Genomic DNA, 23356 nt, shown 5'->3' with positions numbered 1-23356 from the left:
GATGCCTCGGTTCGTACGGTGGTCGGGGTGGTGGAACCGACCGCTCCGAATGGCGGGGGAGGCCGCCCGTGGAGTTGGGTGTCCGCCATGAAACGACTTCTCGTCGCCGCGGGCGGTGGCGGCGACGCCATCACGGCGGCCATGGTGCACGCGGCGCTGTACGGACCGGACACCCCGGCACTGGTCCTCACCTACGCCTGGGAGAGGCTGGTCGTCGACCCCGTTCCCGGCCCGCGCGGCGCCGCGGACTTCACCGGCACCCTCGCGCCCGCGCCCGGCCTGACCCTCATCACCCCGCGGACCGCGCCGAAGGCGCCGGCCGGCTCGCTGCTGCCCCGCCTGGCCGCCCAGTTGCGCCCCGCCCTGGGACTGCTCGACCCCTACGGCGGCACGCTCGGCCTCGCCCGCCAGATCGAGGCGGCGGCACGCTGGTGCGGGGCCGACCGGATCGACCTCGTGGACGTGGGCGGGGACGTCGTGGCGAGGGGGGACGAACCCACCCTGCGCAGCCCCCTCGGCGACGCGCTGGCCCTTGCGGCCTGCGCCGCGACGGGCATCCCCACGACCGTGTACGTCGCCGGGCCCGGCCTGGACAACGAAGTGCCCCTGCCTCTCCTGATGCCCCGGTTGGGCGAGCCGGCCCTCATCCTCGCCCCCGAGGACACCGAGGGCGTCCTCGCCGTCTTCGACTGGCACCCGTCCGAGGCCGGCGCCGTGCTCGTCGCGGCCGCCCGGGGCGTGCGCGGCGTCTGCGGCACCCGTGACGCCCCCCGCCCCCTGGTCCTCGACGACTCCGCGCGCCAGGTGCACCGGCTCACCTGTGAGGAGGCGCTCCGGCTCAACCCGTTGGCGGAGGCGCTCGACCGCTGCTCCGGCCTGGAGGCGGCCGAGGAGGTGTCGTACGAGGTCTGCGGCTTCTCCGAGATCGCGCGCGAACGGCGGCGGGCCGGGGCGGCGCCCGCCGTGCCGTCCCCGCGCCCGCCGGCGGACCCCGCGACCCTTCTCGCCCGGTTCGCCGCGTGGGAGCAGGCCCGGTCGGCCGAGGGCCTCGGCTACGTCACCACCCGCAGGATCACCGAGGAACTCGCCCTCACCCCTCCGGAGGCCGCCGACCTCTACCGGGTCCTGCGGACGGAGACGCCGCCGCGCCGCGTACCCCCTCTCTGGCGCCTGGCCGGCACCTGACGCCCCCACCCGGTCGACGCCGTTTCCCGGGACTCCTCCGGGGCAGCCGCGCTCGTGCGCCGTACGACGAGCGCACCGTACGACCGAGAGGGAGCCGACATGACCGAGCAGACCGCCCCCGCCACCGCCCGGCCCGGCGGAGCCGGGCGGAGGGAGGGGGCGGGGGTCCGCGCCGGTCTCTTCACCCGCTCCTTCGGTCCCCCGCCGGGGACGGGCGGGACGACCGTGGTCCTGGTGCACGGACTCGGCCTCTCGGGACGGTACTTCACTCCACTGGCCCGGCGCCTCGCGGCGAACGGGGCCACCGTGCTCGTGCCGGACCTGCCGGGCAACGCGTGGTCACGGGCCGCCGCCCGCCGGATGCCCGACGTGGAGCGGGCCGCCGACGCCCTGGCCCGCTGGCACCGGCGGCTCTCCCCGGGGCCGAGCCTGCTGGCGGCCAACTCGGTCGGCTGCCAGGTGGCCGCGGCCCTCGCCGTCCGCCACCCGCGACTGGTCCGGCGGCTCGTGCTGCTCGGCCCGGCGCTCGAACCGGGCGTGTCGGGCCTCCGCCACTGCGGCCGGCTCCTCGCGGACGCGCCCCGGGAACCGCTCTCCCTGCTCGGGGTGGCCGCGACGGACTACCTGCTCACCGGCCCCCTCCGCTTCGCCGCGTCCCTGCGGCACGCCCTGCGGGACGCGGCCGGGGCATTCGAGGGGCATCTGGCCCGGGTCGCCGCGCCGACGCTCGTGATCCGCGGCACCGGTGACACCATCGCCTCCCACGCCTGGATCCGGCACGCGGCCCGGCTGGTCCCCGACGGGCGCGCGGTCGACGTCCCGGGCGCCGCGCACGCGGCGCACCACAGCGCGCCCGAGGCCGTGGCCCGGCTGATCGAGGAATTCACGGCAGAGGAAACAGAAGAACCGAAAGAACCGGAAGAACCGAAAGAAACAGAAGAAACAGAAGAAACAGAAGCGGCAGAAGCACAAGAGACAGGAAGGACAGGGGAGAAGGCGTGACGCCCTCGCACATCCCGCGGTCGCCCGACCACCGCCCGACGTCCGCGCCCACGGCCCACCGGTCACCGTGGCTGCGCCTCCTGCCCGGCATCTCCTCCGAGCGCCGCGGCTTCGTCCTGGCGTGGTGGGGCTTCGCCCTCACCTTCGGCGGAATGCGCCTGCTCACCTGGCTGATCCACATCGACGTGGCCGGCATCGGCGACGTGCAGGCCGGCGGGGTGCACATCCACCACTACGTGTGGGGGATCCTGCTCCTCGCCGTGGTGGGTGCGGCGGGCCTCGTGGAACGCTCGGCACGCGCGCGTGCCTGGATGGGACTCGCCTACGGCGTCGGCACGGCCCTGATCGTCGACGAGGCGGCGTTGCTGATCAGCCTGGAGGACGTCTACTGGGACACCGAGGGCTGGGTGAGCATCGCCCTGGCCCTCGCGGTGATCGCCGTCGTGGGAGGGGTGCTGGCGTCGACGCGGGGGCGGCGGTCCCCGGGGCGGGACCGGGACGACGCCTGAGACGACCCGCCGCCGACCCGTCGCCGAGGACCTGCCTACCGCCCGCCCGTCGAGCGCATGCTGCTGCGGTACCGCGAGGGCGAGACGCCGTAGTGGTCGGCGAACGCCTTGCGGAGGGTCTCCGGCGTGCCGAAGCCGCAGCGCGCGGCCACCGAGGCCAGGGGGAGCGCGGTGGACACCAGGAGCTGCGCGGCCGCCTCGGCGCGGACCGTGCGCACGTACCGGCCGGGCGGCTGCCCCAGGTGCTCCGTGAACAGCCGGGTGAGGTGACGGGGCGTCACCCCCGCCCGGGCGGCCAGGACCGGTGTGCTCAGATCCTCGTGGGGGCGGGCGGCGATGTGCGCGACGAGGGCGCGGACCGTGTCGTCCCGGGGCGGGGGCGCCGCCGTGAAGAGGCTCATCTGGGTCTGGTTGCCGGGCCGCTGCATGTAGACGACGAGGTGCCGGGCGACCCGGCGCGCCAGTTCCGAGCCGTGGTCCTCCTCGACGAACGCCAGGGTCAGGTCGAGCGCGCTGGTGATGCCGGCCGACGTGTACACGTTCCCGTCGCGGATCCACAGCGGCGCCGGGTCGACCGAGACGCCGGGGTACCGCGCGGCGAGCCGGGGAGCGAACTGCCAGTGCGTGGTGGCCCGCCTGCCGTCGAGGAGCCCCGCCGCAGCCAGGACGCCCGCGCCCGTGCACACGGAGGACACCCGGCGGCTCTCCCGGGCGAGGCGCCGGACGTGCCCGACGAGACGGGCGTCCGAGGCGAACCGTTCGACGCCCAGACCGCCCGAGACGACGAGCGTGTCCAGCGGCCCCCTCGTGCGTTCCAGCGACTCGTCGCTGCCCAGCGTGAGCCCGGTGCCGCAGCGGATGGCGCCCCCGCCGGGCCCGACCACCCGCACGCGGTACGGCACGTCGACGTCCCCGAGCCCGTTCGCCATGGCGAGCCCCGTCGTCACACAGGCGATGTCGAGCAGCTCGGCCGCCTCGAAACCGACGACGACCACCACACGCTCAGCGCGTTCCCCCATGCGAACGGACCCTATCCCGCACGGACCTCGTCCCCTACGGACCTCGTCCCCTACGGACCCCTTGCCGCACGGACCCCGTCCCGCACGGACCCCCTCCCGTACGGACACTCCTCCCGTACGGACATCCCTCCCGTACGGACATCCCTCCCAAGGGGACGGACGTACGGAGCCGGGAACCGCCCCCCTCCCGCCCTCCGCGCCGGACAGTGGGCGCCATGACGATCCGCTTCCTCGCCCACTGCTGGCCGACCCTGCTGGCCCTCGCCCTCACCCTCGTCACCTTCGTCGACGGCGCCCCGCCGACCGGCTTCCTCGCCGCGCTGCTCGTGGTCATGCCCCTCTGCTACCTGGGCTTCGGGGCGGCCCGGGGCGAACTGCGCGACCGGCGGACGCTCGCCGTCCAGCTCGCCGGTCTCGCCGCCTTCTGCGCGGCGGCCGCGCTCGTCCTCTCCCTGGACGGCCGGCCCGCCCTGTACGTCCTGGCCGCCGGCTGGCTGGCCCACGGCCTGTGGGACCTCGTCCACCACCGCTCGGGCCGCGTCGTGCCCCGGGCCTGGTCGGAGTGGTGCGGCGTCGTCGACGCCTCGGGCGCCCTCGCGATCCTCCTGCTGGCCTGAGCGACCGGCCGCCAGGGCTTGAAGCGCACGACACCGGGTACCGGAACGCGTACAAAAGAGGCCGGACAGCCCAGACGGCAACGAAACGCCAAGGAGAGGGACGCATGTCGGAGCACCGCACCACCGAGGGGAACGCCGACCACCCGAGGACCGCCGCCGAGGAGGTCCTGAAGGAGTTCGAGGAGGCCGAGACGGACGTACGGGAGGACCCGCGCCCCGACGGGGACGGCGAGGCCGCCGAGGCCCTCACGCCCAGCCGGAGCGCGCAGGAGGACGCCCGGCGACGCGCGGCGGAGGGCCGGGGGAGCGGGCGGGCCGACGGGTCGGAGGACGACGCCTGACCCGGCGCCCCCGCGTCACCGGGACCCGGACCGGCCCGCCGGTTCCGGGTCCTCCGTCGTGATCTCGGGCTCCAGCCCCTCGGCGGGAGTGGTGCGGGGCCGGCCGACGTCACCGCGCCACGCCTCGAAGGCGAGCACGGTCGCGGTGACCACCGCGACGCCGAGCAGCCAGCCGCCGACCACGTCGCTCACCCAGTGGACCCCGAGCGCGACGCGCGTGTAGCCCACCCCGAGCACCGCCACCGCCGCCAGGACCCACGGCACCGGCCGCCACGCGCGCGGCACCAGCGGCAGCAGGACGAGCAGCAGGACGGCGCAGGAGGTCACGGCCGTCATGGAGTGCCCGGAGGGGAAGGAGAAGCCGGGCGCGTGCGAGACGGGATCCGGAAGGTGCGGCCGGGCGCGCTCCACCACGTTCTTCACCAGCAGGCCCACGAGCCCGCCGGCGGTCGCCGTGACGGCCGCCCAGGCGGCCAGCCGGTAGGCCCGCCGCCACAGGAGCCACACCACCACCCCGGCCACCAGGATCCGCATGGTCGCCGGCCCCCACGCCACGTGCGTGAGGAAGTCGAGCACCCGCACCCAGCCCGGATGGTCGAGCGCGGAGCGGTGCAGCCGTTCGGCCACGCCCTGGTCGAGCCGGTGCAGCGGGGCCCAGTGCGACTCCACCAGGACCAGCGCGAGCGAGAACGGGACGGCCGCCAGGGCGGTCAGGGCCGTGCCCGCGAGCAGCCGCGCGCCGAACCGGGCGTCGGGCCCGCCGTGCCCCGTCACGAGCCGCCCGAGGCGGCGCCTCCAGGGCCGGGGGGAACGCTCTGTCATGGTCGGTACGGTTCCTTTCGTGGTACGGGGGCGGGGGAGTCGTTCAGACCCCGGGGTCCTCGCTGACCGGGGCGTCCACCCCCGCCCGTACGGCCTCCAGTTGGGCCGCGAAGGACAGGCCGAGGAAGAGCGAGAGCGACGTCAGGTACGACCACAGCAGCAGCGCCACGAACGCGCTCAGCGGGCCGTACACGGTGGTGAAGGAGCCGCCGGAGCCGACGTACAGGCTCAGGCCCCACGTCGCGCCCAGCCACAGCAGCAGGTGGACGGCGGCCCCGAAGGCCAGCCAGGTGTGGCCCGGCTGGGGGCGCCGGGGGGAACGGCGGAAGACGACGCTGGTGGCGAGGACGGCCAGCAGGATCCCGATGGGCCAGCGCAGCAGGTCCCACGCGAGGCGGGTGCCGGGGCCGAGGTGGTAGACCTCGATCAGGGCGTGGCTCAGGTCGGACCCCAGGACGGTGACGCAGAAGCTCAGCCCGAGGGGCAGTCCGGCCAGCACCGACATCACGAGGCCGCGCGCGTACTTGTGGAGGAACGGGCGGTCGCGCTCGACGCCGTAGATGCGGTTGGCGCCCCGCTCCACCTGGCACATGCCGGTGGTGACGTTGGAGATCGAGAACAGCAGGCCGAACCAGAGGGCCAGCGCGCCGCCGTTCCCGGCGTGCCGGCGGCTCGCCCGCAGGGCGTCGTCCACGACGTCCTGGCTGGGACCGCTGATCCGGCGTATCAACAGCTCGGCGATCCGCCCGACGTCCTCGGTGTGCAGCACGCCCGACAGCCCTATGACCGCGATGGCGAAGGGGAGGACCGCCAGGACGGTCTGCAGGGCGAGGGCCCGGGAGTGACTGAACCCGTCGGCGTAGCGGAACCGCACGAAGGAGTCCCGCACGAGGGCCCAGCCCCCGTAGCGGCGGAGCGTGGCCCAGGCGTCCTCGCCGGACAGGACCTCGCCCTGCAGGCGCAGTTCGGCCTCCACGGCCCTGACCTCATCGAGCCGCGGTACGCGCGTCGCGGTGCCCAAGCTCCTCCACCTCCCTTCCGGTCCGGTCCTGCGCGCCGATCCGCGCCGGCGCGGGCAGGCATACCCGCAGCGCCCCCGGCTCGACCTCCGCGGTCAGCCGGGTGCCCGCCGGGAGGACGTCGCCGTCGAGTTCGCGCGGCTGGGGACGGGCGAAGCTGAGGTCGACACGGGCCGCGCCGAAGTACTCCAGCGCGCCGTGCGCGGCGGTCCGCTCCCGCGTGCCGGACGCGCGGGAGCGGACCGGCGCGCGGGAGGCGAGGTACCCGGCGGCGGCGAGCCACCCGGTCACCCCGCGCGGGTCGAGCAGGACGACTTCGAGGCGCCCGCTGTCGGGCCGGGCCTCCGGCAGCAGCGGCAGTCCGCCCTGCAGGGCGCCGACGTTGCCGATGACGACCATGCGGGCCCGCCGTTCGAGGGGAGCGCCCCCGTCGAGCCGGATCGAAAGGCGCATCCGGGGGTCCCGCAGGTGTCGCGCGGCCGAGAGGACGTACGCGGCCCAGCCCAGGCGCTCCTTGAGCCGCGGCGAGGCGTCCCGGACCATGGCGGCGTCGAACCCGGCGCCCGCCATGACCGCGAACCGGGTCGGCGCGAGGCCGTCGCCCCGTATCCGGCCCACGTCGAGCCCGACGGCCCGCCCGGACAGGGCCTCCCGCAGCGCGGCCACCGGTTCGACCGGCAGGCCGAGGTTGCGGGCGAGGAGGTTCCCCGTGCCGCAGGGGACGATCGCGAGGGGGGTCCCGGTCCCGGCCACCAGGTCGGCGCAGGCGCGCACGGTGCCGTCCCCGCCGCAGACGACGACCAGGTCGACCGGTCCGAGCGGTGCGACCGGTCCGACCGGCCCGAGTGGTTCGACCGGTTCGGCTGGCCCGGCCGATCCGGCCGCATCCGCATCCGCGCCCGTCCCCGTCAGGTACGGGGCGAGGCCGCCGGACGGATCCTCGGGTGTCGTGTCCGTCCACCACTGCTCCGCGTACCCGTGCCCGCGCAGGACGGCCCGCACCCGGGCGGCGGTCCCGTCGTCGCACGCGTGCGGGTGGCGCACCACGACGGCCCGCCGCGCGCCGCGGACGGCCGGCTCCGGCTCCGCCTCGTCCTTCCGGGCGTTCGGCAGCAGCGCGGCCCCGACGACAAGCAGCGTGCAGGCGCCGTTCAGGAGCCCCGCCACCACGTCGGACGGATGGTGCATGCCCCGGTACAGCCGGGAGAACGCCACCGCGAGGGGGACCAGCAGGAGGAGCCCCACCACGAGGTTCCGCCAGGCGCCCCGCAGGTGCCGGGCCGCGAGCACGGCGAGGCCCCCGTAGAGCGCCGCGGAGGCCCCGACGTGGCCGGAGGGGAAGCTGGAGGTCGGCGGAGCCCCGTCCAGGTGGGGCACGTCGGGGCGGTCGCGGTTCACGACGAGGGTGACGAGCAGGAAGATCGCGGACTGCGCGGCCACGGCCACGGCCAGGAACCCCGCCTCCCACCACCGGGGCGCCCGGGCCACGAGGAGCAGGCCCAGGACGCAGAGCAGCGTCAGGCCGATCACGGTCTGCGTGTCGGCCACCAGGGACAGCCAGTCGGTGAGCGAGGTCGCGGAGGGGGCGCGGCGGTCGGCCAGGGCGCGGTTGACGTCGTCCTCCGCGGACAGCGGCCAGTGGTGCGCCAGGGGCCCGGTGACCAGCAGCCCCAGCGCGGCGATCAGGACCGCCTGCACGGGCAGCAGCAGGAGCGCGCGCCCCGGTCTGGCCCCCACGTCGTGTGCGTTCGTCATTGCCGCCGTGTTACCCGCCGGGGGCGGCTCATGCGCGGACCGCCGCGCCGCTCCCGGCGGGGCGTCCACGGACGCGGCGGCCCGCGTCCCCGGGGGGAACGCGGGCCGTCCGTACGTCAGATGCCGCAGCTGGACGCGGACCAGAAGCGGCTGGGGCGGTGGTCGACGTGGGCGTGGTCGTCGTGGCCCGGGTAGCCGGGCCCGAGGATGCCGTTGAAGCCGTGGTTGCGGGCCTGCTGGGCGAGCCGGCACAGCGAGTGGGGCCCGGCGCCCAGGTCGGCCGCGTCACCGTACAGATGGCGGCTGGAGGAGGCCCCGCCGACCGCGCTGTTGCAGGCCTGGCTCCGGAAGCCGCTGGTGACGCGGAGGGGCTGGTCACCGAGGGCGTGCCGCAGGGCCTCCAGCTTCCACATGGTGCGCAGGGCGTTGGACTTGGCGGTGGCCGCGCTCACCGCGCCCCCGGCCCAGGTGCTGTTGCAGTTGTTCAGCTCCGCGTAGGAGAAGTGGACGGGGGTGCAGTCGTCGTCCTGGAGGGCGTAGATCTTGTTGAACGTCGCGGGGCCCGCGACGCCGTCGGCGGCCAGTCCGTAGGCGGCCTGGAAGCGCTTGACGGCGGCGGCGGTCGCCGGCCCGTAGGAGCCGTCGATGCCGAGCACCGCGCCGTAGCCGGGGTGGCCGGCCACCCGGATCTGGAGCGCGGTGACGTCGGCGCCGGACGCGCCCTGGGAGAGGGTGCGCGACCAGGTGTAGCAGCCGTCGGCCTGCGCGGTGCCCGCGGCGGCCACCACCCCGGCCGACGATGCAGCCATGAGCATGACAATAGAGAGGAGGAAGCGCAGGGGGAGGGAGCGTGCGGTGCGGTCGGCCATCGGGCCTCCAATGCCTCACGAATCGGATGCGGACGCTGTCCAGGCCGCGCGTGGAGGACGTGATCCACGGCGCGGGCACTCAGAGACTGGCGGTCCGGTTGACGCGCGTCAACCCGCCGGGGCCGCCGCCATTCGTCCGCCCAATGACGGCAGCGGAACGACACCTCCGCTTCACGCGTCCGGCCCTCCGCCTTCACCCGGCACCTGCCCCACCCCCGGAACCGGGCCCCGGTCCAGTACCGGCCCCGCCCCCGCCCCCGGGATCCGGTCCCGGACCGGTCCCGTCCACGAGCCGTTCCGCCGCGCGGGCCTCCCGCAGCGCCGTGACCACCGACCACACCACCGACACCAGCGGCACCGCCACCACCGCGCCCACGATGCCGGCCGCGATCGAGCCCGCGACGACCGAGACCGCCACCACCAGCGGGTGCAGCCGTACGGCCCAGCTCATCACCAGCGGATGCAGCACGTGCCCCTCGATCTGGCCGATCACCACGATCAGGGCGATCACGACCGCCGCGACGAACGGCCCCTTCGCCGCCAGGGCGACGACCGCGGCGACCGCGAGGGCGACCGGCGAACCGATCAGCGGCACGAACGCCGCCACGAACTCCAGGAGCGCCAGCGGCACCGCGAGCGGCACCCCGAGCAGCCACAGCGCGATCCCCACGAGCACCGCGTTCACCACGGCCACCAGCACGATCCCGTGCGTGTAGCCGGTGAACGTGCGCCACGCCGCCCGCCCGCCGACCTCCGTCCGCCCCCGCAGGGGCACCGGCAGCTGCTCCCGGAACCACGCCCACTGGCGGTCGCCCGAATGGAGGAAGAACACCGAGGAGAACAGCGCGAGCGCCAGCGTGGTCAGCACCGCCACCAGATGGTGCGCCCCACTCACCGCGTCGCTGACCAGCGCCGAGCGGTGGTCGGAGAGGAACTGCCCGATCCGCTCCTGCACGTCCGACAGCGCCCCGGGGTCCAGCCGGAACGGCGGTTCCTCCAGCCGGCGCTCGATCCGCCCGACACCGTCCCGGAACTCCCGCACCAGCGTCGTCCGCTGACCCGCCACCGCCTCCCCGACCAGCGTGAGCACCCCCAGGACCAGCGCGATGCCGCCCAACAGGGTGAGGGCGACCGCGGCCGACCGGGGCAGCCCCCGGGCGACGACGTCCACGACCGGTCGCAGCAGCGCGGTGGCGACCAGCCCGAGGAACACCGCCACCCCGATCTCGTGGAACCGCCCGAGCAGCGCGAACAGGGCGTACACGAGGGTGCCGACGACGAGCAGCCGCCACGCGTACGCGGCGGCCGTGCGGAGGAACGGGGCGACCTGCGGTGGAGGGCTTGGCTGCATGCCCGACGACGTACCACCGCGGCGCCGCCGGACATCCCGGCGGGCCCCGCATTCGCCCGACCAGGACCCGGCATTGGCCCGACCGGGCCCCCGGCCCGTTCCCCCGTACGGGCGCCCCGCCGGTGTCGCCGCCCCCGGACGTCCGCCGCCCGGTCAGGATCGGTGCATGGGCGTCGTCCTGCCGGTCCTCTTCTCCCTCTTCGCCGCGTTCAGCAACGCGCTGGCCACGGTGCTCCAGCGGCGTGCCGCGCTCACCGTCCCCCGGTCCGACTCCTTCCGGCCCGGACTGGTCCTCGACCTGCTGCGCCGCCCGCTCTGGGTGGCCGGCATCCTCGCCGTCGTCGCCGCCGGAGTCGGACAGGCGGCGGCCCTCGCGACCGGGCCGCTGGCCCTCGTCCAGCCCCTGTTCGTCCTCGAACTGCCCCTCGCCCTCCTCATCGCCTCCCTGGTGGCGCGCGAACGGCTGCCCGCCCGCCTCTGGGCGGCCGTCGCGGCGGTCGTGGCCGGACTCGGCGCGGCCCTCGTCGCCGCCTCGCCCGACGGCAACCGCACCCACATCGCCCTGGACCGCTGGCTACCTGTCCTGGTGGCCTGCGCCGTCGCCGTGGTGGCGCTCGCCGCCACCGGACTGCGCAGACCGCCCGGCCGGGCCAGGGCCGGCTGCCTCGGCACCGCCACCGCGATCTGCTACGCGCTCACCGCCGCCCTCATGAAGACGTCCATGCACGTCCTCGACGACGGCGGGATCGGCGCCTTCCTGACGGCCTGGCAGACCTACGCCTTCTGTGCGGCGGGGATCGCGGCCCTCCTGCTGCTCGAACACGCCATGCAGGGCGGCCCGCTCGTGGCCTCGCAGCCCGCCCTGACCCTCGGCGACGCCACGGTGAGCCTGGCCCTGGGCGTCCTGCTGTACGAGGAGCACATCCGCACCGGCTGGTGGCTGCTGCCCCAGCTGGCGGGCGTCGCGCTGATCGTCCTCGGCGTGTTCGCCCTGGCCCGCAGCGGGGTCGGCGCGTCCTGACCCCGGACACGGGCCCGCACGGCCCGGTCGGCGGCGACCGGGTGACACCGGAGGCGGGAGGACCGGTGAGATCGCGGTCACCGGGTACACACCAGTTCCGAAAGAACTTGCGAAAAGAACGCGCGAAGGAGACGAGGTGCCGATGGCCGGCGTGAACGGTACGGGCGACGGGGGCGACCGGAAGGACCGGAAGGGCCGGGAGGAGCGGGACGCCGCACCGGATCTGCTCGAAGGGCTCAGCGTGGACACCAGCCGGCCCGAGCAGCCGCTCCTGCTCGGTGCCGGGGGCGAGCCCATCCGCACGTGGCGGGAGAACTACCCGTACACCCGCAAGGTGCGCCGCGCCGCGTACGAGCGGCAGAAGCGGATCCTGCAGATCGAACTGCTCAAGCTGCAGCGCTGGGCCAAGGACACCGGCGCCCGGATCGCGGTGCTGTGCGAGGGGCGGGACGCGGCGGGCAAGGGCGGCACCATCCAGCGGTTCACCGAACGGCTCAACCCGCGCGGCGCCCGGATCGTCGCCCTCGACAAGCCGACCGAGCGCGAGGCCGGCCAGTGGTACTTCCAGCGCTACGTGGCCCACCTCCCGGGCCCGGGCGAGATCGTCTTCTTCGACCGCTCCTGGTACAACCGGGCCGGCGTCGAGCGGGTGATGGGCTTCTGCACCGAGGAGGAGTACGACCTGTTCCTCCACCAGTGCCCGCTGTTCGAACGCATGCTGGTCGAGGACGGGATCCACCTCGTGAAGTTCTGGTTCTCCGTCTCCCGGTCCGAGCAGCGCACCCGGTTCGCCATCCGCCAGGTCGACCCGGTGCGGCAGTGGAAGCTCTCGCCCACGGACCTGTCCTCCCTCGACCGCTGGGACGACTACACCACCGCGAAGGTCGCCATGTTCCGGGCGACGGACACCGACCACGCCCCCTGGACCGTGGTCAAGAACAACGACAAGCGCCGGGGCCGCCTCGAAGCCATGCGCAGCCTCCTGTCCCGCATCGACTACGCGAACAAGGACGAGGAGGCGGTCGGCACGCCCGACCCGCTCATCGTCGGAGCGGCGGACACCCTCCTGGAGCCGGGGGAGGAGACGACCGACCTCTCTCCCACCCCCCTGGCCCCCTCCCGGCAGGGCCCGGGGGAGCATCCTCCGGCCCGCTGACCCCGGACCCGCCGTGCTCCGGCCGGCACGCGCCTGTTCCGGCACGTCGCCGTCCGCCGGACGCGGCGGCTCCTGCGGTCCCCCGGCACGGTCGGTCTCGTCCTGCACGAGCAGGGAGAGCAGGGAGGCCAACGGCAGCATGACGGGGCCCACGGTCGGTGCCGACGGGAGCGGGGGAGGGGCGGCCGGGCCGCCCGGCGTGCCGCGCGTCCCGGACCGGCCCGCGGTGACGCGGCACGAGGCGCACGGCACCCGGGTCGTCGTCGCGAGCGGCGACTGCGACATGCAGACCATCGCGCCCCTGGCGGCCGCCCTGCGCGCCGCGGCCGAGGAGCACCCGAGCGTGGTCCCGGACGTCTCCGGCGTCACCTTCGCGGACTCGGCCTCCCCGAACCTGCTGATCCCCACCGGCCGGACGACCGACCTGCGCCTGGCCGGGCCGAGAACACCGGTACGACGGATCCTGGAGCTCACCGGGGCCGGCACCGTCCTCAAGGTGCGGAAGACGGTGGAGGAGGCCGCCGCCTGTTAGGGGGCGCTCCGTAGATCATGCCGGGCGGCCCGTGACCGTGGCTGTGCCGTTCCGGCGCGACCGCGTACTCTGTTCGGCGGCACTCGGAGCCGACCACGGTGTGCGCGTTCGGTGCCGGGGGTAGGCGCAGGAGCACGCAAGCGCCGAAGAGCGACGGACACGAGGAAAGATTCCCGCATGGTCATTCCGCCCGGAAAGCAGACGGCAGACGAGCCGGCCCCGGACGATCATGCCATGCTGCGGCACGAAGTGGTCTGGGAGGACGGCGCGGCCCGTGCCTCGGAAGCACGTCACGCCCTGCGCGCCCTCCTCGACAGGGCCCCGCACACCGGACGCGCCGCGGTGCCCGAGGCGCTCCGCCTGGACGCGGAACTCGTCGTCAGCGAACTCGTCACCAACGCCGCCCGCCACGCCCCCGGCCCCTGCGGCCTCGTCCTGCGGCTGTCCGACGGGGAACTCACGATCGCCGTGTGGGACACTTCCGCGGAGGTGCCGAAGATGAGGGAGGCCGACCCCGCGCGCGTGGGCGGCCACGGACTGCGCGTGATCCACACGGTCAGCGACAGGGTCGTGACGGCGCCGTACGGCGGGGGAAAGCGGATCGTCGTCCATTTCGCGCTCCCGGCGGAACCGGGCGCCGGCCGCTCCGAGGGCGCCGCTCTCCCCGCCCCGTCCCGGGCGTGACGCGATCGGCCCGCGGCTCCGCAGGGAGCGGGGCGCCGACGCCCCGCCCCGTGCCGAAGACCGTCCCTCCCGTACGCCCGTACGCGACGCGTCGCAGGAGGCCGAGGAAGGACGCGGACTTCGTGAACGGCCGGCACGACGGGCCGGATCCCAGGGCCCGGCGAAGCCGGCCGCGGGCTAGAGGAACCGGCGGATGGGCAGAACCGCCGCCTCCAGCATCCTCTGGAGGGCGGCCCGGCGCCGCCAGCGAGCGGGATCGACGGGGGCGCTGCGCCGCAGGTCCTCCTCGAAGTCCCGGTCCAGACCGGCGGTGAACTCCTCGTCGAGGACGGCCAGCATCACCTCCTCGTCATGACTCATGGAACGCCGGTTGAAGTTGGTCGAGCCGATCAGCGAGGCCACGCCGTCGACCGTCATGACCTTGGCGTGCATCATCGTCGGCTGGAACTGGTGAATGGTCACCCCCGCCTCCAGCAGCCGTTCGTAGTGGTACTGGCCCGCCAACCGGCAGGCCCGCTGATCGGTGTAGGGGCCGGGGAGCAGGATCTCCACGGTGACGCCGCGCCGTGCGGTCGCGCACAGCAGGTCCACGAAGTAGGTGTCCGGCGCGAAGTAGGCGGTGGCCAGCCGGAAGCGCTGCTCGGCGCTCGTGAGCATGACCCGGATCAGGGTCTGCATGTCCTGCCAGCCGATGCTCGCCGAGCCGCGGATCACCTGCACGACGCAGTCCCCGGGCTGCTCGTGCTCGGTGAACCGGTCCCGGTCGTCGTACAGCTCGTCGTGGCACTCGGCCCAGTTCTGCGAGAAGGCCGCGGCGATGCCGTCCACCGCCGGACCGCGCACCTTGACGTGGGTGTCGCGCCATTCGCCGGGGTTCCGGGCGTCGCCGCACCACTCCTCGGCTATGCCCACGCCGCCCGTGAACGCCGTGTGCTCGTCGACGATCAACGCCTTGCGGTGACAGCGGTGGTTCTGCTTGAGCGGCGAGAGCCACAGCGGCTTGCGGAACCAGGCGATCCTCACGCCGGCCTCGCCCATCCGGTCGAGGAGGTCCCGTTCGATCCGCATGGCGCCGAAGCCGTCGAGGAGCAGACGCACCCGTACGCCGGCGGCGGCCCGTTCGGCGAGGGCCACGGCGAAGTCCCGGGCGATCTGTCCGCGCCAGTAGACGAAGGTCATCATGTCGATGGTGTGCTCGGCCGCCTTGATGGCGTCCAGCATCGCCGGAAAGATCTGATCGCCGTTGCGCAGCGCGACCAGCTCGTTCCCCTCGGTCGCGGCGACGCCCATCAACCGCTCCAGCCGCCGGCGCAGGTGCTGGATGCGGACCTCGGCGGGTCTGGGGCCCTGTTCGACGGAAGTCATCCACTTCTCCCCTTCGAAACGCCCGGAAAGCTTGTGGGACGTGCCCCGCCCGGTGGGACGACCGGCCTTCGCGGACGAACTGACTTTCGTTTCCATGGTGCTCGCATGCCCGGCCGCCGGAACCGTATCCGGTCGTGCGGGCAAGATCTCACCGACCGGTCCGCCGGCCCGCGTGGAGGGCTGTGCGCGCCCGTGGCACCACGGGGGAAAGGGTGATCACACGGACGGTGTCAGACCATCACCAGGAGCCGCGTGTTCGGCACGAGCTTCCGGTTCACGCTGGTGCTCTGCACGAAGATGGTGAAGTCGTCGTTGTGGTCCGGCTTCACGCGCACCTCCACGTCCGGCAGGCCGAGCAGGGCCCGGGCCTCGGGCCCCGTGTACACCCGGTCCGTCCTCTTCTCCAGCACCGCGATCTGCTTCTGGGCCTGGACCTTCTCCGACTTGCTCAACTGGTAGAACGCGCAACCGGTGCGGTAGGCGTGTCCGGACTCGACGACCCGGTCCCGGATCGCCGTGTCGTGGTCCACCGGCACCAGCCGGTACGCCGACGGATCCGCGGGGGTGAGACCGGCCGCCGCGACCGTGTCCTTGTTGACGGCCTCCGCGCCGGTGGAGAAAACCGTCCGCGATCCCCGGATGCCCTTGGTGCGGCCCACCATGAACTTCTCCGTGGCCTCCTGGATGACCTGCCCGGCCTCCTCCAGGCCCTGCGTGCTCGTGGCGTCCCAGACGGCGACGTTCTCCTCCGGGAAGCCGCACCGCACGGCCTCGCGCTTCCCCGCCCCGTCCGGCACCAGGACGGCCAGCGTCCAGTTGTCCTGCTGCGTCCCGATCATCCCGGCCACGGCCTCCACCAGCTCGTGCGGCTTCCCGGACGGGGCGTCCGGGCAGCGGTGGCTCGCGTTCTCCCGGCCGTCCGTCAGCACGAACGTCAGGAAGCTGTGGTCGCCGTACAACTGGGCCGTCCGCGCCAGCTCCCGCTGCGACTTCAGCGCGGCCGCCAGCAGGGACGTCATCCCCCCGACCCGGTACAACTGCTTCAGCGACGGCATCCGGAGCACGTCCTTGTCGTAGATGACGCACTTCACCTCGTCGGCGAAGACGTACACCGTGACCCGGGTCTCCTGGTCCAACTCCTTCGACCGGCGGGCGAGGTACGCGATCTGCCGGTCGGCGACCTCCACGACCTTGCCGCTCAGGTGGTGCATCGACGAACTGGCGTCCAGCACGAGCGCGACGTGATTGATGTAGTTCTGGTTCCCGGACATGACGGCTCCCCCTCGTTTCCGAGTCTCCGAGCTTCCGACTGGATGCTCCTACCGTGCCATCCACCACTGACAACCGGCTTCGGCGCCGTCCGGCCCCGCGCCCCCGTCAGACCGGGTTGCGAACAGTGCGCCCCCGTCACCCGTCCAGGGCCTCCAACCCCCGCCTCCAACGGGCCCTCCGCTCCGCCGGGCTCTGCTCCCACCACGGCTCCCCGCGCTCCCCGAGGGCCACCTTTGCCGTGTGCACGCGCGCCCGCGCGGCGCGTTCGGCCTCGGCGTCGCGCTCCCGCAGAGCCGCTCCGACGGCACGACGGGCCGCCATCAGGAGGGAGCGCAGCCTCGCGGCCGCCTCCGGAGGGATGTCGGGGTCGGTGGCGCGCCACCGACGGCCGCCGACGACGATGTAGCGCCCGTCGGGCGTGTGCTCCGGGTGGGACCCCGACGTCATCGGCACCGGCTCCTTTCGGCTCCGCCTTCCGGGGCGCGCCCGGAACGCACCCGCCGGCCGGCTCCCGCGGCGGCGCACCGGGATCCGGGGGCGGCCTCCCGCCATTCTGCGACAGGAGCCGCGCCCCCGCTTCTCCCCGCGACCCGAAAAGGGCCGTACGGCCCCCGGTGAATCGCACGACACGGGGTACACGGGCCGGCATGGCAGCGAAGACCGATCACCCCACCCCCGTGCGGACCACGCGCCAGTTGCGCCGGATCCGTACCTTCTACGCGACCGCCGCCCTGTTGTGGGCCGTCGCGGCGGCCTGGACGGCGTGGACCCATCCGGGGTCCCGGCAGATGTGGGTCTCCGTCGGCCTGCTGGCGGTCTTCGTCGCCCTGCTGGGCACCGTCGCCGTCTGGCTGCGCGGTCTCCGGACCGCCGCCGGGAGCCGTCCTGCGCACCACGCCGCACCGCGACGGGCGTCCGCTCCCCGCCACGCGAACGCCTGAGGCCGACCCGCGCGGGATCGCCTTCCGGTGCGTCGCGGGAACCTTCCGGCAAGGCTTCGTCAGAAGAACCGAGAGGAGACCCGGCCCGACGGTCGGGCCGGGTCCCGTTGAGGAGCAGCCATGACCACGTTCGTCATCACCGTCCCCGGTACGTTCACCTCGGGCATCACCGACTCCGCACGCACGGCCCTCGAAAGGGAACTGTCCCCCCAGCACACCGACGTGAGCGAGAGCGAGGGCCTGGACCTCCTCACGCTGAACGAGGGGGGCACCTTCTCGGTCCGCCTCGAGGTGGAGGCCCCGGACCGCTACGAGGCCGAACTGGACGCCGTCCGGATCGTCTCGGAGGCGTTGGGGAAGGCGGGTGTGGCACGGGACGACGCCCCTCTCGGGGCGCCGACCGTCACCGGCATCGACAGCGACCTCTGATCCCCGGCCTCCCGGCGGGTCACAGCTCCTTCAGGCATCCCTCGAACTCGGGGAGGGAGACCAGACCGTCGCCGTCGACGTCCGCCCTGCGGAAGAGGCGCCGCAGCGCTTCGTCGTCGAGCGACCGTCCCGTCAGCCGTCGCACGGCGCCGCCGAACTCGTGGACGTCCAGCAGCCAGTCGTCGTCGGTGTCGAACTCCCCGAACACCGCCCTGGTCCCGTCCGGCGCGTTCGCCTCGATCATCATGTGAAACCCCCTCGTCGTCCCCGGGCGCTCCGCCGCGAGTGATGTCCGGTTGCCCCTCCCGCCGGGCCACAAACGGTGCCGGCCCCGCGTCCACCGCGCGGGCTCCGGCCGCGGCCGCGCGGGACTTCCGTCCGCCGGCGCCTCTTCCGGCGGGTTCCCGCCGGCCGGCGCCTCCGGCGCGTCGTGCGCGCGGGAATGGGCGCGGATTCGCAGGGCACGTGAATCCGTGACGGCACGCGCCCGGTCTCCCGGGCGCGGCCGAGTACGGAGAACAGGGAACGAGGGAGAGTGCGTATGACCGGGCGGACCGTGCCGGAACCGGGGCGAAGGCTGCGACTGGTGGACCGGGGCGACGTTCCGACACCGCCCCTGAGGCCCGGTGGTTACGACCCGGCCGACTACGCCCCGTGCGTCCTGCGCAGCGCGGAGGAGGCCGGTGTATCCCCCCTGCTGGTGATGACCGTGCTCCACAACGAGGCGTACAAGCCGCACCACCCCCTCCTCGAGCGGCTCTGGCAGTGGTGGAAGCCCGGGGCGTCCTTCGGTCTCGCCAACATGCACCGCGCGGCCTTCGAACAGGTCCGCCGGACGCACGGCCTGGCGGAGCGGTGGCAGGACCTCCGCGACGACCCCGCCTTCGCCGTCCACGCGGCCGCCCTGCACCTGAAGGACCTCGACCGGTGCCTTCCGGAGCGCCACGCGCGCCGCTACACCCGCGACGAACTGCTCGCCCTCGGCTACAACACGGGCGCGCGCAACATGCGCCTCTTCGCCCGGGGCGTGCCGCCCGGCCCCATGGCGCGCTCGTACCTGCGCCGCTTCCGCGACCACCGGAGCAGGGCGGCCGAGATCCTGGCGGACCACCGCGAAACGTACGACAGCGCCACCGGCCGGTTGTGAAGCCGCGGAGGACCGACCCCGCCCGGCGCATAGAACGCCTCAAGTGAGGCATACGAGACGAAAGACGTTCATCGGACCCACCGTCGCGCAGTGGCCCACCGGGCCCGTGCGGAACGAGGAGGACAGCATGTCGCAGGTCGAAGAGTCCGTCGAGGTCGACGTCCCGGTCACCACCGCGTACAACCAGTGGACCCAGTTCGAGGAGTTCCCCGAGTTCATGGAGGGCGTCGAGCGGATCGAACAGCGCACCGCCACCCTCACCCACTGGGTGACCGAGGTCGACGGGGTCCGGCGGGAGTTCGACGCGGAGATCACCGAGCAGATCCCGGACGAGCGCGTCGCCTGGACCACCGTCGGCGGCGAGGTCAGGCAGGCGGGCGTGGTGACGTTCCACCGCATCGACGACCGCACCACCAAGGTGATGCTCCAGCTCGACCACGACCCCCAGGGGCTGGTCGACACGGTCGGCGACAAGCTCGGGGTCGTCAAGCGGCAGGCCGTCGGCGACCTGAAGCGGTTCAAGAAGTTCATCGAGTCCCGCGGCGGGGTCGAGACCGGCGGCTGGCGCGGCGAGGTCTGACGGGGGTCGTCCCCCGGCGGCACCCGGCCCACGGCCCGGACACCGCCCGCCCGGCCCGGAGCCCGGCCGTCCCCGACGGCCGGGCTCCGCCGTGCTCCGGACCGCACACCGGTACGGGTTCGCACGTATGCCCGTCCTCCCGTGCGGGCGAGGGCGCGGGGGAGGACCCTGGTCCTCGGGGGACACGACGAACCGGGGGCCGTGAGGAGAGAACGATGACGAAGAAGGACGACCTGGGCACGGGCGACGACGTCTCCTGGAAGAGCCACGGCCGGACCGTCGAGGGAAAGGTCAAGAAGAAGATCACCGGTCGGACCCGGGCGGCGGGCCGGACCGTCGACGCCTCGAAGGAGGAGCCGCAGTACGAGGTGGAGAGCGACAGGACCGGCCGCTCCGCCGTGCACAAGCCCGGAGCCCTGCGCAAGAAGGGCGGGAAATCCTGATGGCCCCCGAGCGGCGCGACCAGGACCGGGACGAGATCGTCTCCGCGTTCGACGAGGCGGTCAACATGACCGCCTCGCAGATGGAGAAGTGGCTGGACACGGAGGAGTCGAAGAGCGCCGGACAGAGCGACGGGGGCGGAGAGAGCGTCGGCCACGCGTCCGGCAGGCGCATCGTCGAGCTCCTCCGCACCCGGAAGGCCGACCTCGACGACGACGACCTGGCGCACATGCGCAAGGTGACCGGCTACGTCCACCGCCACGTCGAACAGCGCCCCGAGGGCGACGTCACCGACACCAGGTGGCGCCACTCCCTCATGAACTGGGGCCACGACCCCGAGAAGTGATCCACCGGTTCGCCCGGACCGGATCCCCCTCCTCCGGTGCCGTCCGTCCGCATCCATGTCCGAACGCCGGGCATACGGACGGTGCCGGAAGGCGAGGCGTGCCGAACAGGGAGAGGGCGAGGACGGGGTGGACCGACACCGACACGACCGGGAGGACTGGAGCGAGCGAGCGGCGTGCCGGGCCGCGGACCCCGACGAGCTCTTCGTCGACGGCACCGCCCAGAACCAGGCCAAAGCGCTCTGCGTGGCCTGCCCGGTGCGCACCGAATGTCTGGCCCACGCCCTCGACCGGCGCATCGAGCACGGCGTGTGGGGCGGCATGACCGACAGGGAACGGCGCGCCCTGTTGCGGCGGCGTCCCACCGTGGCGTCCTGGCGGCGCCTCCTGGAGTCGGCGCGGACGGAACACGAACGACGGGTGCGCGGTACGGCCGCCCCGCGTCGGTACGCCGCCCGCTGACCGGCGTCCCGGTCCGGCGCGGCCGCTCGCGTCCTGCTCGGCGGAGCAGGCACACGAGCGGACCGTCGACCCCTGCCCGCCGTGCTCAACCCCGTTCAGCACGGTGGTGCGGCGCGTCGCGCCTCGGGACGGCCCGGACCGGCTCCGAGCCGCTCCGCGTCGTTCCGAGGCCGTGGCGGTGAATGCGCCGGTGTCCGATCATGGCGTGAACCGGACAACCGGGCCATGGGGAGAAGTACGTATGGACGGCGGTCGGTTACCGTGGAACGGCACGGTCCACCAGGTCTTCCGGGAGTAGCGGTCATGCGGGAACGGCATGCGCGGATGCTGGACCTGGCGGTCGAGGTGATGAGCACCGAGGACCCGGACCGCGTCTGGCCCCTGCTCGCCGGGGAACTGCTCACCGCGCTCGACGCGGCGCTGGTCGTCGTGAAGGAAGAGCCCTGGACGCGGGAGCGGGGCAGCGTGGCGTTCTGGCCGGGCCGGCCGGAGGCGGAGGAGCACCACCACGACGAGTCGGTCCGGCGCCGCATCCGGGAGGGCTACCCCTTCGCCGACCACTACGGGGCCGGCGAGGACCGTGCTCCGCGGAGCGCCGCGGGCATCACGGGGGCACGGGTCTGGCGGCACAGCGCGACGGCCGACGCCCTCCACCGGGCGTTCGGGACGCGGCACGTGCTCGGCATACCGTTCCCCGGTACGGGCCCGCACGTCAGCGGTTTCATGGTGCACCGGCCGGGCGGCGACTTCTCCCCGCACGACGTGCGGTACGCCGAGCGCGTACAGCCGCTGCTCAAGGCGGCGACGAACCACCGGTCCCTCCTGAACGCGGTGCGGGAGGCGGCGGGCGCCGACCGGAGACGGGAGGCCAACCGCTCCCTGGCGGCGCCGCTGACCCCCCGCGAACTGAACGTCCTGCACCTGCTCGCCACCGGCCTGTCGGCCGACTCCATGGCCCGACGCCTCGGGATCTCGCCGCGCACCGTGCACAAGCACCTGCACGCGCTCTACCGGAAGCTGGGAGCCGCGGACCGGCTCGGCGCGGTGCTGCGCGCCCAGCGCGCCGGCCTGCTCGCGGAGGACGCGGGAGCTTCGTGACCCGGGATTTCCACGACCCGGACGCTCCGCAGCCGGGAGCCTCCTGACCTGCGCTCCGGAACCCAAACGGCGGTGCCGGAAGAGGACTTGGTCATTCCCCTCGTACGGATCAAGCGGTCCAGACCTCTTGACGATTGGTCCAGACCTTCTTAGTGTCGCCGCAACGCACTGCGGTGAGCGCAGGGCAGGGCACCACGTACTCAAGGCCAGGCAGGGCGTGCGGATCACGGGTCACCCCTGCGCGCCGGATCCCATCCGAGGAGCATCGTTGAGCACCGAAACACCCCGCCGCCGACCCCGGTCGCCGCGGAGCGTCACCCGGTCCGGCCGGGCCAAGGCCGTCGCGGGCGTCACCGCGCTGTTCCTTCCCCTGGCCGCCATGGTCGGGCTCGCGGCCCCCGCCGAGGCAGCCGCCTCCGCCACCGCGACGTACACCAAGAAGTCCGACTGGGGCTCCGGCTTCGAGGGCCAGTGGACGGTGAAGAACACCGGCACCACCGCGCTCTCCTCCTGGACCGTCGAGTGGGACTTCCCCACCGGCACCAAGGTCACCTCCGCGTGGGACGCCACCGTCACCAACTCCGCGAACCACTGGACCGCCAAGAACCTCGGGTGGAACGGCACCCTCGCTCCCGGCGCCTCCATCTCCTTCGGGTTCAACGGCAACGGCACCGGCGCCCCCAGCGGCTGCAAGCTCAACGGCGCCCCCTGTGACGGCGGCACCACCAACCCCGGCGACAACGCGCCCTCCGCGCCCGGCAAGCCCACCGCGAGCGACGTCACCGACACCTCGGTGAAGCTCACCTGGGCGGCCGCCACCGACGACAAGGGCGTCAAGAACTACGACGTCAAGCGCGACGGCACCACCGTCGCCACCGTCACCGGCACCACCTACACCAACACCGGCCTGACCGCCGGCACCGACTACAGCTACACCGTGGTCGCCCGCGACACCGCCGACCAGACCGGCCCGGCCTCCGCCGCCACGGCGGTCCGCACCACCGGCGGCGGTGGCGGCGGCGAGAACCCCGGCGGCAACGGGAAGATCAACCTGGGCTACTTCACCAACTGGGGCCCCTACACGGTGAAGAACCTGGTGACCTCCGGCTCCGCGTCGAAGATCACCCACATCAACTACGCCTTCGGCAACGTGCAGAACGGCAAGTGCACCGTCGGCGACTCCTACGCCGACTACGAGAAGTCCTTCACCGCCGACCAGTCGGTGGACGGCAAGGCCGACGTGTGGGACCAGCCGCTGCGCGGCCACTTCAACCAGCTCCGCAAGCTGAAGGCGCAGTACCCGCACATCAAGGTCCTGTGGTCCTTCGGCGGCTGGACCTGGTCCGGCGGCTTCGGCCAGGCCGTGCAGAACCCGGCCGCCTTCGCCCAGTCCTG

General features: G+C 73.8%; 28 protein-coding genes. 18 read left to right on the top strand and 10 right to left on the bottom strand.

Going from position 1 to position 23356, the window contains the following annotated elements; genetic code table 11:
* The first annotated feature begins 87 nt into the window (after positions 1–87).
* From OO47_RS11545 to OO47_RS11535, 3 genes are all read left to right on the top strand, one after another.
* Positions 88–1185: a DUF1152 domain-containing protein gene (locus OO47_RS11545; protein WP_033208867.1), complete on the top strand. Its 1098-nt coding sequence runs from the start codon at positions 88–90 to the stop codon at positions 1183–1185.
* A gap of 99 nt (positions 1186–1284) precedes the next feature.
* A complete protein-coding gene (locus OO47_RS11540) occupies positions 1285–2187 on the top strand; it encodes an alpha/beta fold hydrolase (RefSeq protein WP_078489591.1) in 903 nt (300 codons plus the stop codon).
* On the top strand, positions 2184–2696 hold the full coding sequence (locus tag OO47_RS11535) for a hypothetical protein (protein ID WP_234323133.1): 513 nt from the start codon (positions 2184–2186) through the stop codon (positions 2694–2696). Before OO47_RS11540 ends, OO47_RS11535 begins: the two co-directional genes overlap by 4 nt.
* Before the next feature lie 35 nt (positions 2697–2731).
* Here OO47_RS11535 and OO47_RS11530 read toward each other — a convergent pair whose 3' ends face one another.
* Entirely contained in the window at positions 2732–3715 is a 984-nt protein-coding gene (locus OO47_RS11530) for a GlxA family transcriptional regulator (RefSeq protein WP_030207678.1), read from the bottom strand.
* A gap of 215 nt (positions 3716–3930) precedes the next feature.
* On the opposite strand from OO47_RS11530, the gene OO47_RS11525 reads away from it, so the two are divergent.
* The gene (locus OO47_RS11525; RefSeq protein ID WP_030207674.1) at positions 3931–4332 is read left to right on the top strand and encodes a hypothetical protein; all 402 of its coding nucleotides are present in this window, start codon (positions 3931–3933) and stop codon (positions 4330–4332) included.
* 104 nt (positions 4333–4436) lie between these two features.
* Positions 4437–4673, top strand: a complete 237-nt coding sequence (locus OO47_RS11520; RefSeq protein WP_051715402.1) for a hypothetical protein — start codon at positions 4437–4439, stop codon at positions 4671–4673.
* A 15-nt stretch (positions 4674–4688) separates the two neighbouring features.
* Here the strand turns inward: OO47_RS11520 and OO47_RS11515 are convergent, their stop codons facing one another.
* The 5 genes from OO47_RS11515 to OO47_RS11495 all read right to left on the bottom strand — a co-directional run bounded on the left by OO47_RS11515 (position 4689) and on the right by OO47_RS11495 (position 10489).
* A complete protein-coding gene (locus OO47_RS11515) occupies positions 4689–5495 on the bottom strand; it encodes a phosphatase PAP2 family protein (protein ID WP_063831894.1) in 807 nt (268 codons plus the stop codon).
* Positions 5496–5538: 43 nt separating this feature from the next.
* Entirely contained in the window at positions 5539–6516 is a 978-nt protein-coding gene (locus OO47_RS11510) for a YihY/virulence factor BrkB family protein (protein WP_030207668.1), read from the bottom strand.
* Complete coding sequence (locus OO47_RS11505) at positions 6482–8269, bottom strand: phosphatase PAP2 family protein (protein WP_051715399.1); 1788 nt, start codon at positions 8267–8269, stop codon at positions 6482–6484. The genes OO47_RS11510 and OO47_RS11505 overlap by 35 nt, the downstream gene beginning before the upstream one ends.
* Before the next feature lie 116 nt (positions 8270–8385).
* Positions 8386–9138 (bottom strand): D-Ala-D-Ala carboxypeptidase family metallohydrolase, encoded by a 753-nt coding sequence (locus OO47_RS11500; RefSeq protein ID WP_030207661.1) that lies wholly within the window; start codon positions 9136–9138, stop codon positions 8386–8388.
* 193 nt (positions 9139–9331) lie between these two features.
* Entirely contained in the window at positions 9332–10489 is a 1158-nt protein-coding gene (locus tag OO47_RS11495) for an AI-2E family transporter (protein WP_078489590.1), read from the bottom strand.
* Between the two features lie 166 nt (positions 10490–10655).
* On the opposite strand from OO47_RS11495, the gene OO47_RS11490 reads away from it, so the two are divergent.
* The 4 genes from OO47_RS11490 (at position 10656) to OO47_RS11475 (ending at position 13882) form a co-directional block, all read left to right on the top strand.
* Positions 10656–11510 carry a DMT family transporter gene (locus tag OO47_RS11490; protein ID WP_030207656.1) on the top strand — a complete coding sequence of 285 codons (855 nt, stop codon included), beginning with the start codon at positions 10656–10658 and terminating at the stop codon, positions 11508–11510.
* Positions 11511–11652: 142 nt separating this feature from the next.
* Positions 11653–12666 carry a polyphosphate kinase 2 gene (gene ppk2, locus OO47_RS11485; protein ID WP_078489589.1) on the top strand — a complete coding sequence of 338 codons (1014 nt, stop codon included), beginning with the start codon at positions 11653–11655 and terminating at the stop codon, positions 12664–12666.
* Positions 12667–12805: 139 nt separating this feature from the next.
* Positions 12806–13198 carry an STAS domain-containing protein gene (locus OO47_RS11480; protein WP_030207651.1) on the top strand — a complete coding sequence of 131 codons (393 nt, stop codon included), beginning with the start codon at positions 12806–12808 and terminating at the stop codon, positions 13196–13198.
* Positions 13199–13432: 234 nt separating this feature from the next.
* Positions 13433–13882, top strand: a complete 450-nt coding sequence (locus OO47_RS11475) for an ATP-binding protein (protein ID WP_051736388.1) — start codon at positions 13433–13435, stop codon at positions 13880–13882.
* A 177-nt stretch (positions 13883–14059) separates the two neighbouring features.
* Here the strand turns inward: OO47_RS11475 and OO47_RS11470 are convergent, their stop codons facing one another.
* From OO47_RS11470 to OO47_RS11460, 3 genes are all read right to left on the bottom strand, one after another.
* A complete protein-coding gene (locus tag OO47_RS11470; protein ID WP_030207643.1) occupies positions 14060–15247 on the bottom strand; it encodes a phospholipase D-like domain-containing protein in 1188 nt (395 codons plus the stop codon).
* Positions 15248–15477: 230 nt separating this feature from the next.
* Entirely contained in the window at positions 15478–16518 is a 1041-nt protein-coding gene (locus OO47_RS11465) for a vWA domain-containing protein (RefSeq protein ID WP_030207641.1), read from the bottom strand.
* Positions 16519–16654: 136 nt separating this feature from the next.
* Positions 16655–16966, bottom strand: a complete 312-nt coding sequence (locus tag OO47_RS11460) for a hypothetical protein (RefSeq protein ID WP_030207639.1) — start codon at positions 16964–16966, stop codon at positions 16655–16657.
* Positions 16967–17166: 200 nt separating this feature from the next.
* On the opposite strand from OO47_RS11460, the gene OO47_RS11455 reads away from it, so the two are divergent.
* Positions 17167–17460, top strand: a complete 294-nt coding sequence (locus OO47_RS11455) for a hypothetical protein (protein ID WP_030207636.1) — start codon at positions 17167–17169, stop codon at positions 17458–17460.
* A 120-nt stretch (positions 17461–17580) separates the two neighbouring features.
* Positions 17581–17889, top strand: a complete 309-nt coding sequence (locus OO47_RS11450) for a hypothetical protein (protein ID WP_030207634.1) — start codon at positions 17581–17583, stop codon at positions 17887–17889.
* Positions 17890–17908: 19 nt separating this feature from the next.
* On the opposite strand, the gene OO47_RS11445 is transcribed toward OO47_RS11450, so the two are convergent.
* The gene (locus OO47_RS11445) at positions 17909–18136 is read right to left on the bottom strand and encodes an EF-hand domain-containing protein (protein ID WP_030207631.1); all 228 of its coding nucleotides are present in this window, start codon (positions 18134–18136) and stop codon (positions 17909–17911) included.
* 294 nt (positions 18137–18430) lie between these two features.
* Here OO47_RS11445 and OO47_RS11440 point away from each other — a divergent pair, with 294 nt between their 5' ends.
* The 7 genes from OO47_RS11440 to OO47_RS11410 form a co-directional block, all read left to right on the top strand.
* Positions 18431–19036, top strand: a complete 606-nt coding sequence (locus OO47_RS11440; protein ID WP_033208833.1) for a lysozyme family protein — start codon at positions 18431–18433, stop codon at positions 19034–19036.
* A 127-nt stretch (positions 19037–19163) separates the two neighbouring features.
* Positions 19164–19616: an SRPBCC family protein gene (locus tag OO47_RS11435; RefSeq protein WP_030207627.1), complete on the top strand. Its 453-nt coding sequence runs from the start codon at positions 19164–19166 to the stop codon at positions 19614–19616.
* Positions 19617–19831: 215 nt separating this feature from the next.
* Entirely contained in the window at positions 19832–20059 is a 228-nt protein-coding gene (locus tag OO47_RS11430) for a hypervirulence associated TUDOR domain-containing protein (RefSeq protein WP_030207624.1), read from the top strand.
* Entirely contained in the window at positions 20059–20403 is a 345-nt protein-coding gene (locus OO47_RS11425) for a DUF3140 domain-containing protein (protein WP_030207623.1), read from the top strand. Before OO47_RS11430 ends, OO47_RS11425 begins: the two co-directional genes overlap by 1 nt.
* Positions 20404–20530: 127 nt before the next feature.
* Positions 20531–20863 carry a WhiB family transcriptional regulator gene (locus tag OO47_RS11420; protein ID WP_030207622.1) on the top strand — a complete coding sequence of 111 codons (333 nt, stop codon included), beginning with the start codon at positions 20531–20533 and terminating at the stop codon, positions 20861–20863.
* A 303-nt stretch (positions 20864–21166) separates the two neighbouring features.
* Positions 21167–21961 (top strand): helix-turn-helix transcriptional regulator, encoded by a 795-nt coding sequence (locus tag OO47_RS11415; RefSeq protein ID WP_033208827.1) that lies wholly within the window; start codon positions 21167–21169, stop codon positions 21959–21961.
* A 268-nt stretch (positions 21962–22229) separates the two neighbouring features.
* The coding region (locus tag OO47_RS11410) for a cellulose binding domain-containing protein (RefSeq protein WP_033208824.1) at positions 22230–23356 on the top strand (1127 nt) is incomplete at its 3' end.

Origin of the sequence: Streptomyces bikiniensis, assembly GCF_000716625.1 — a bacterium.
Classification (GTDB): Bacteria; Actinomycetota; Actinomycetes; order Streptomycetales; family Streptomycetaceae; genus Streptomyces; species Streptomyces bikiniensis.
The sequence above is the reverse complement of the archived record's forward strand: the minus strand, read 5'-3'. Positions and strand labels throughout refer to the sequence as shown.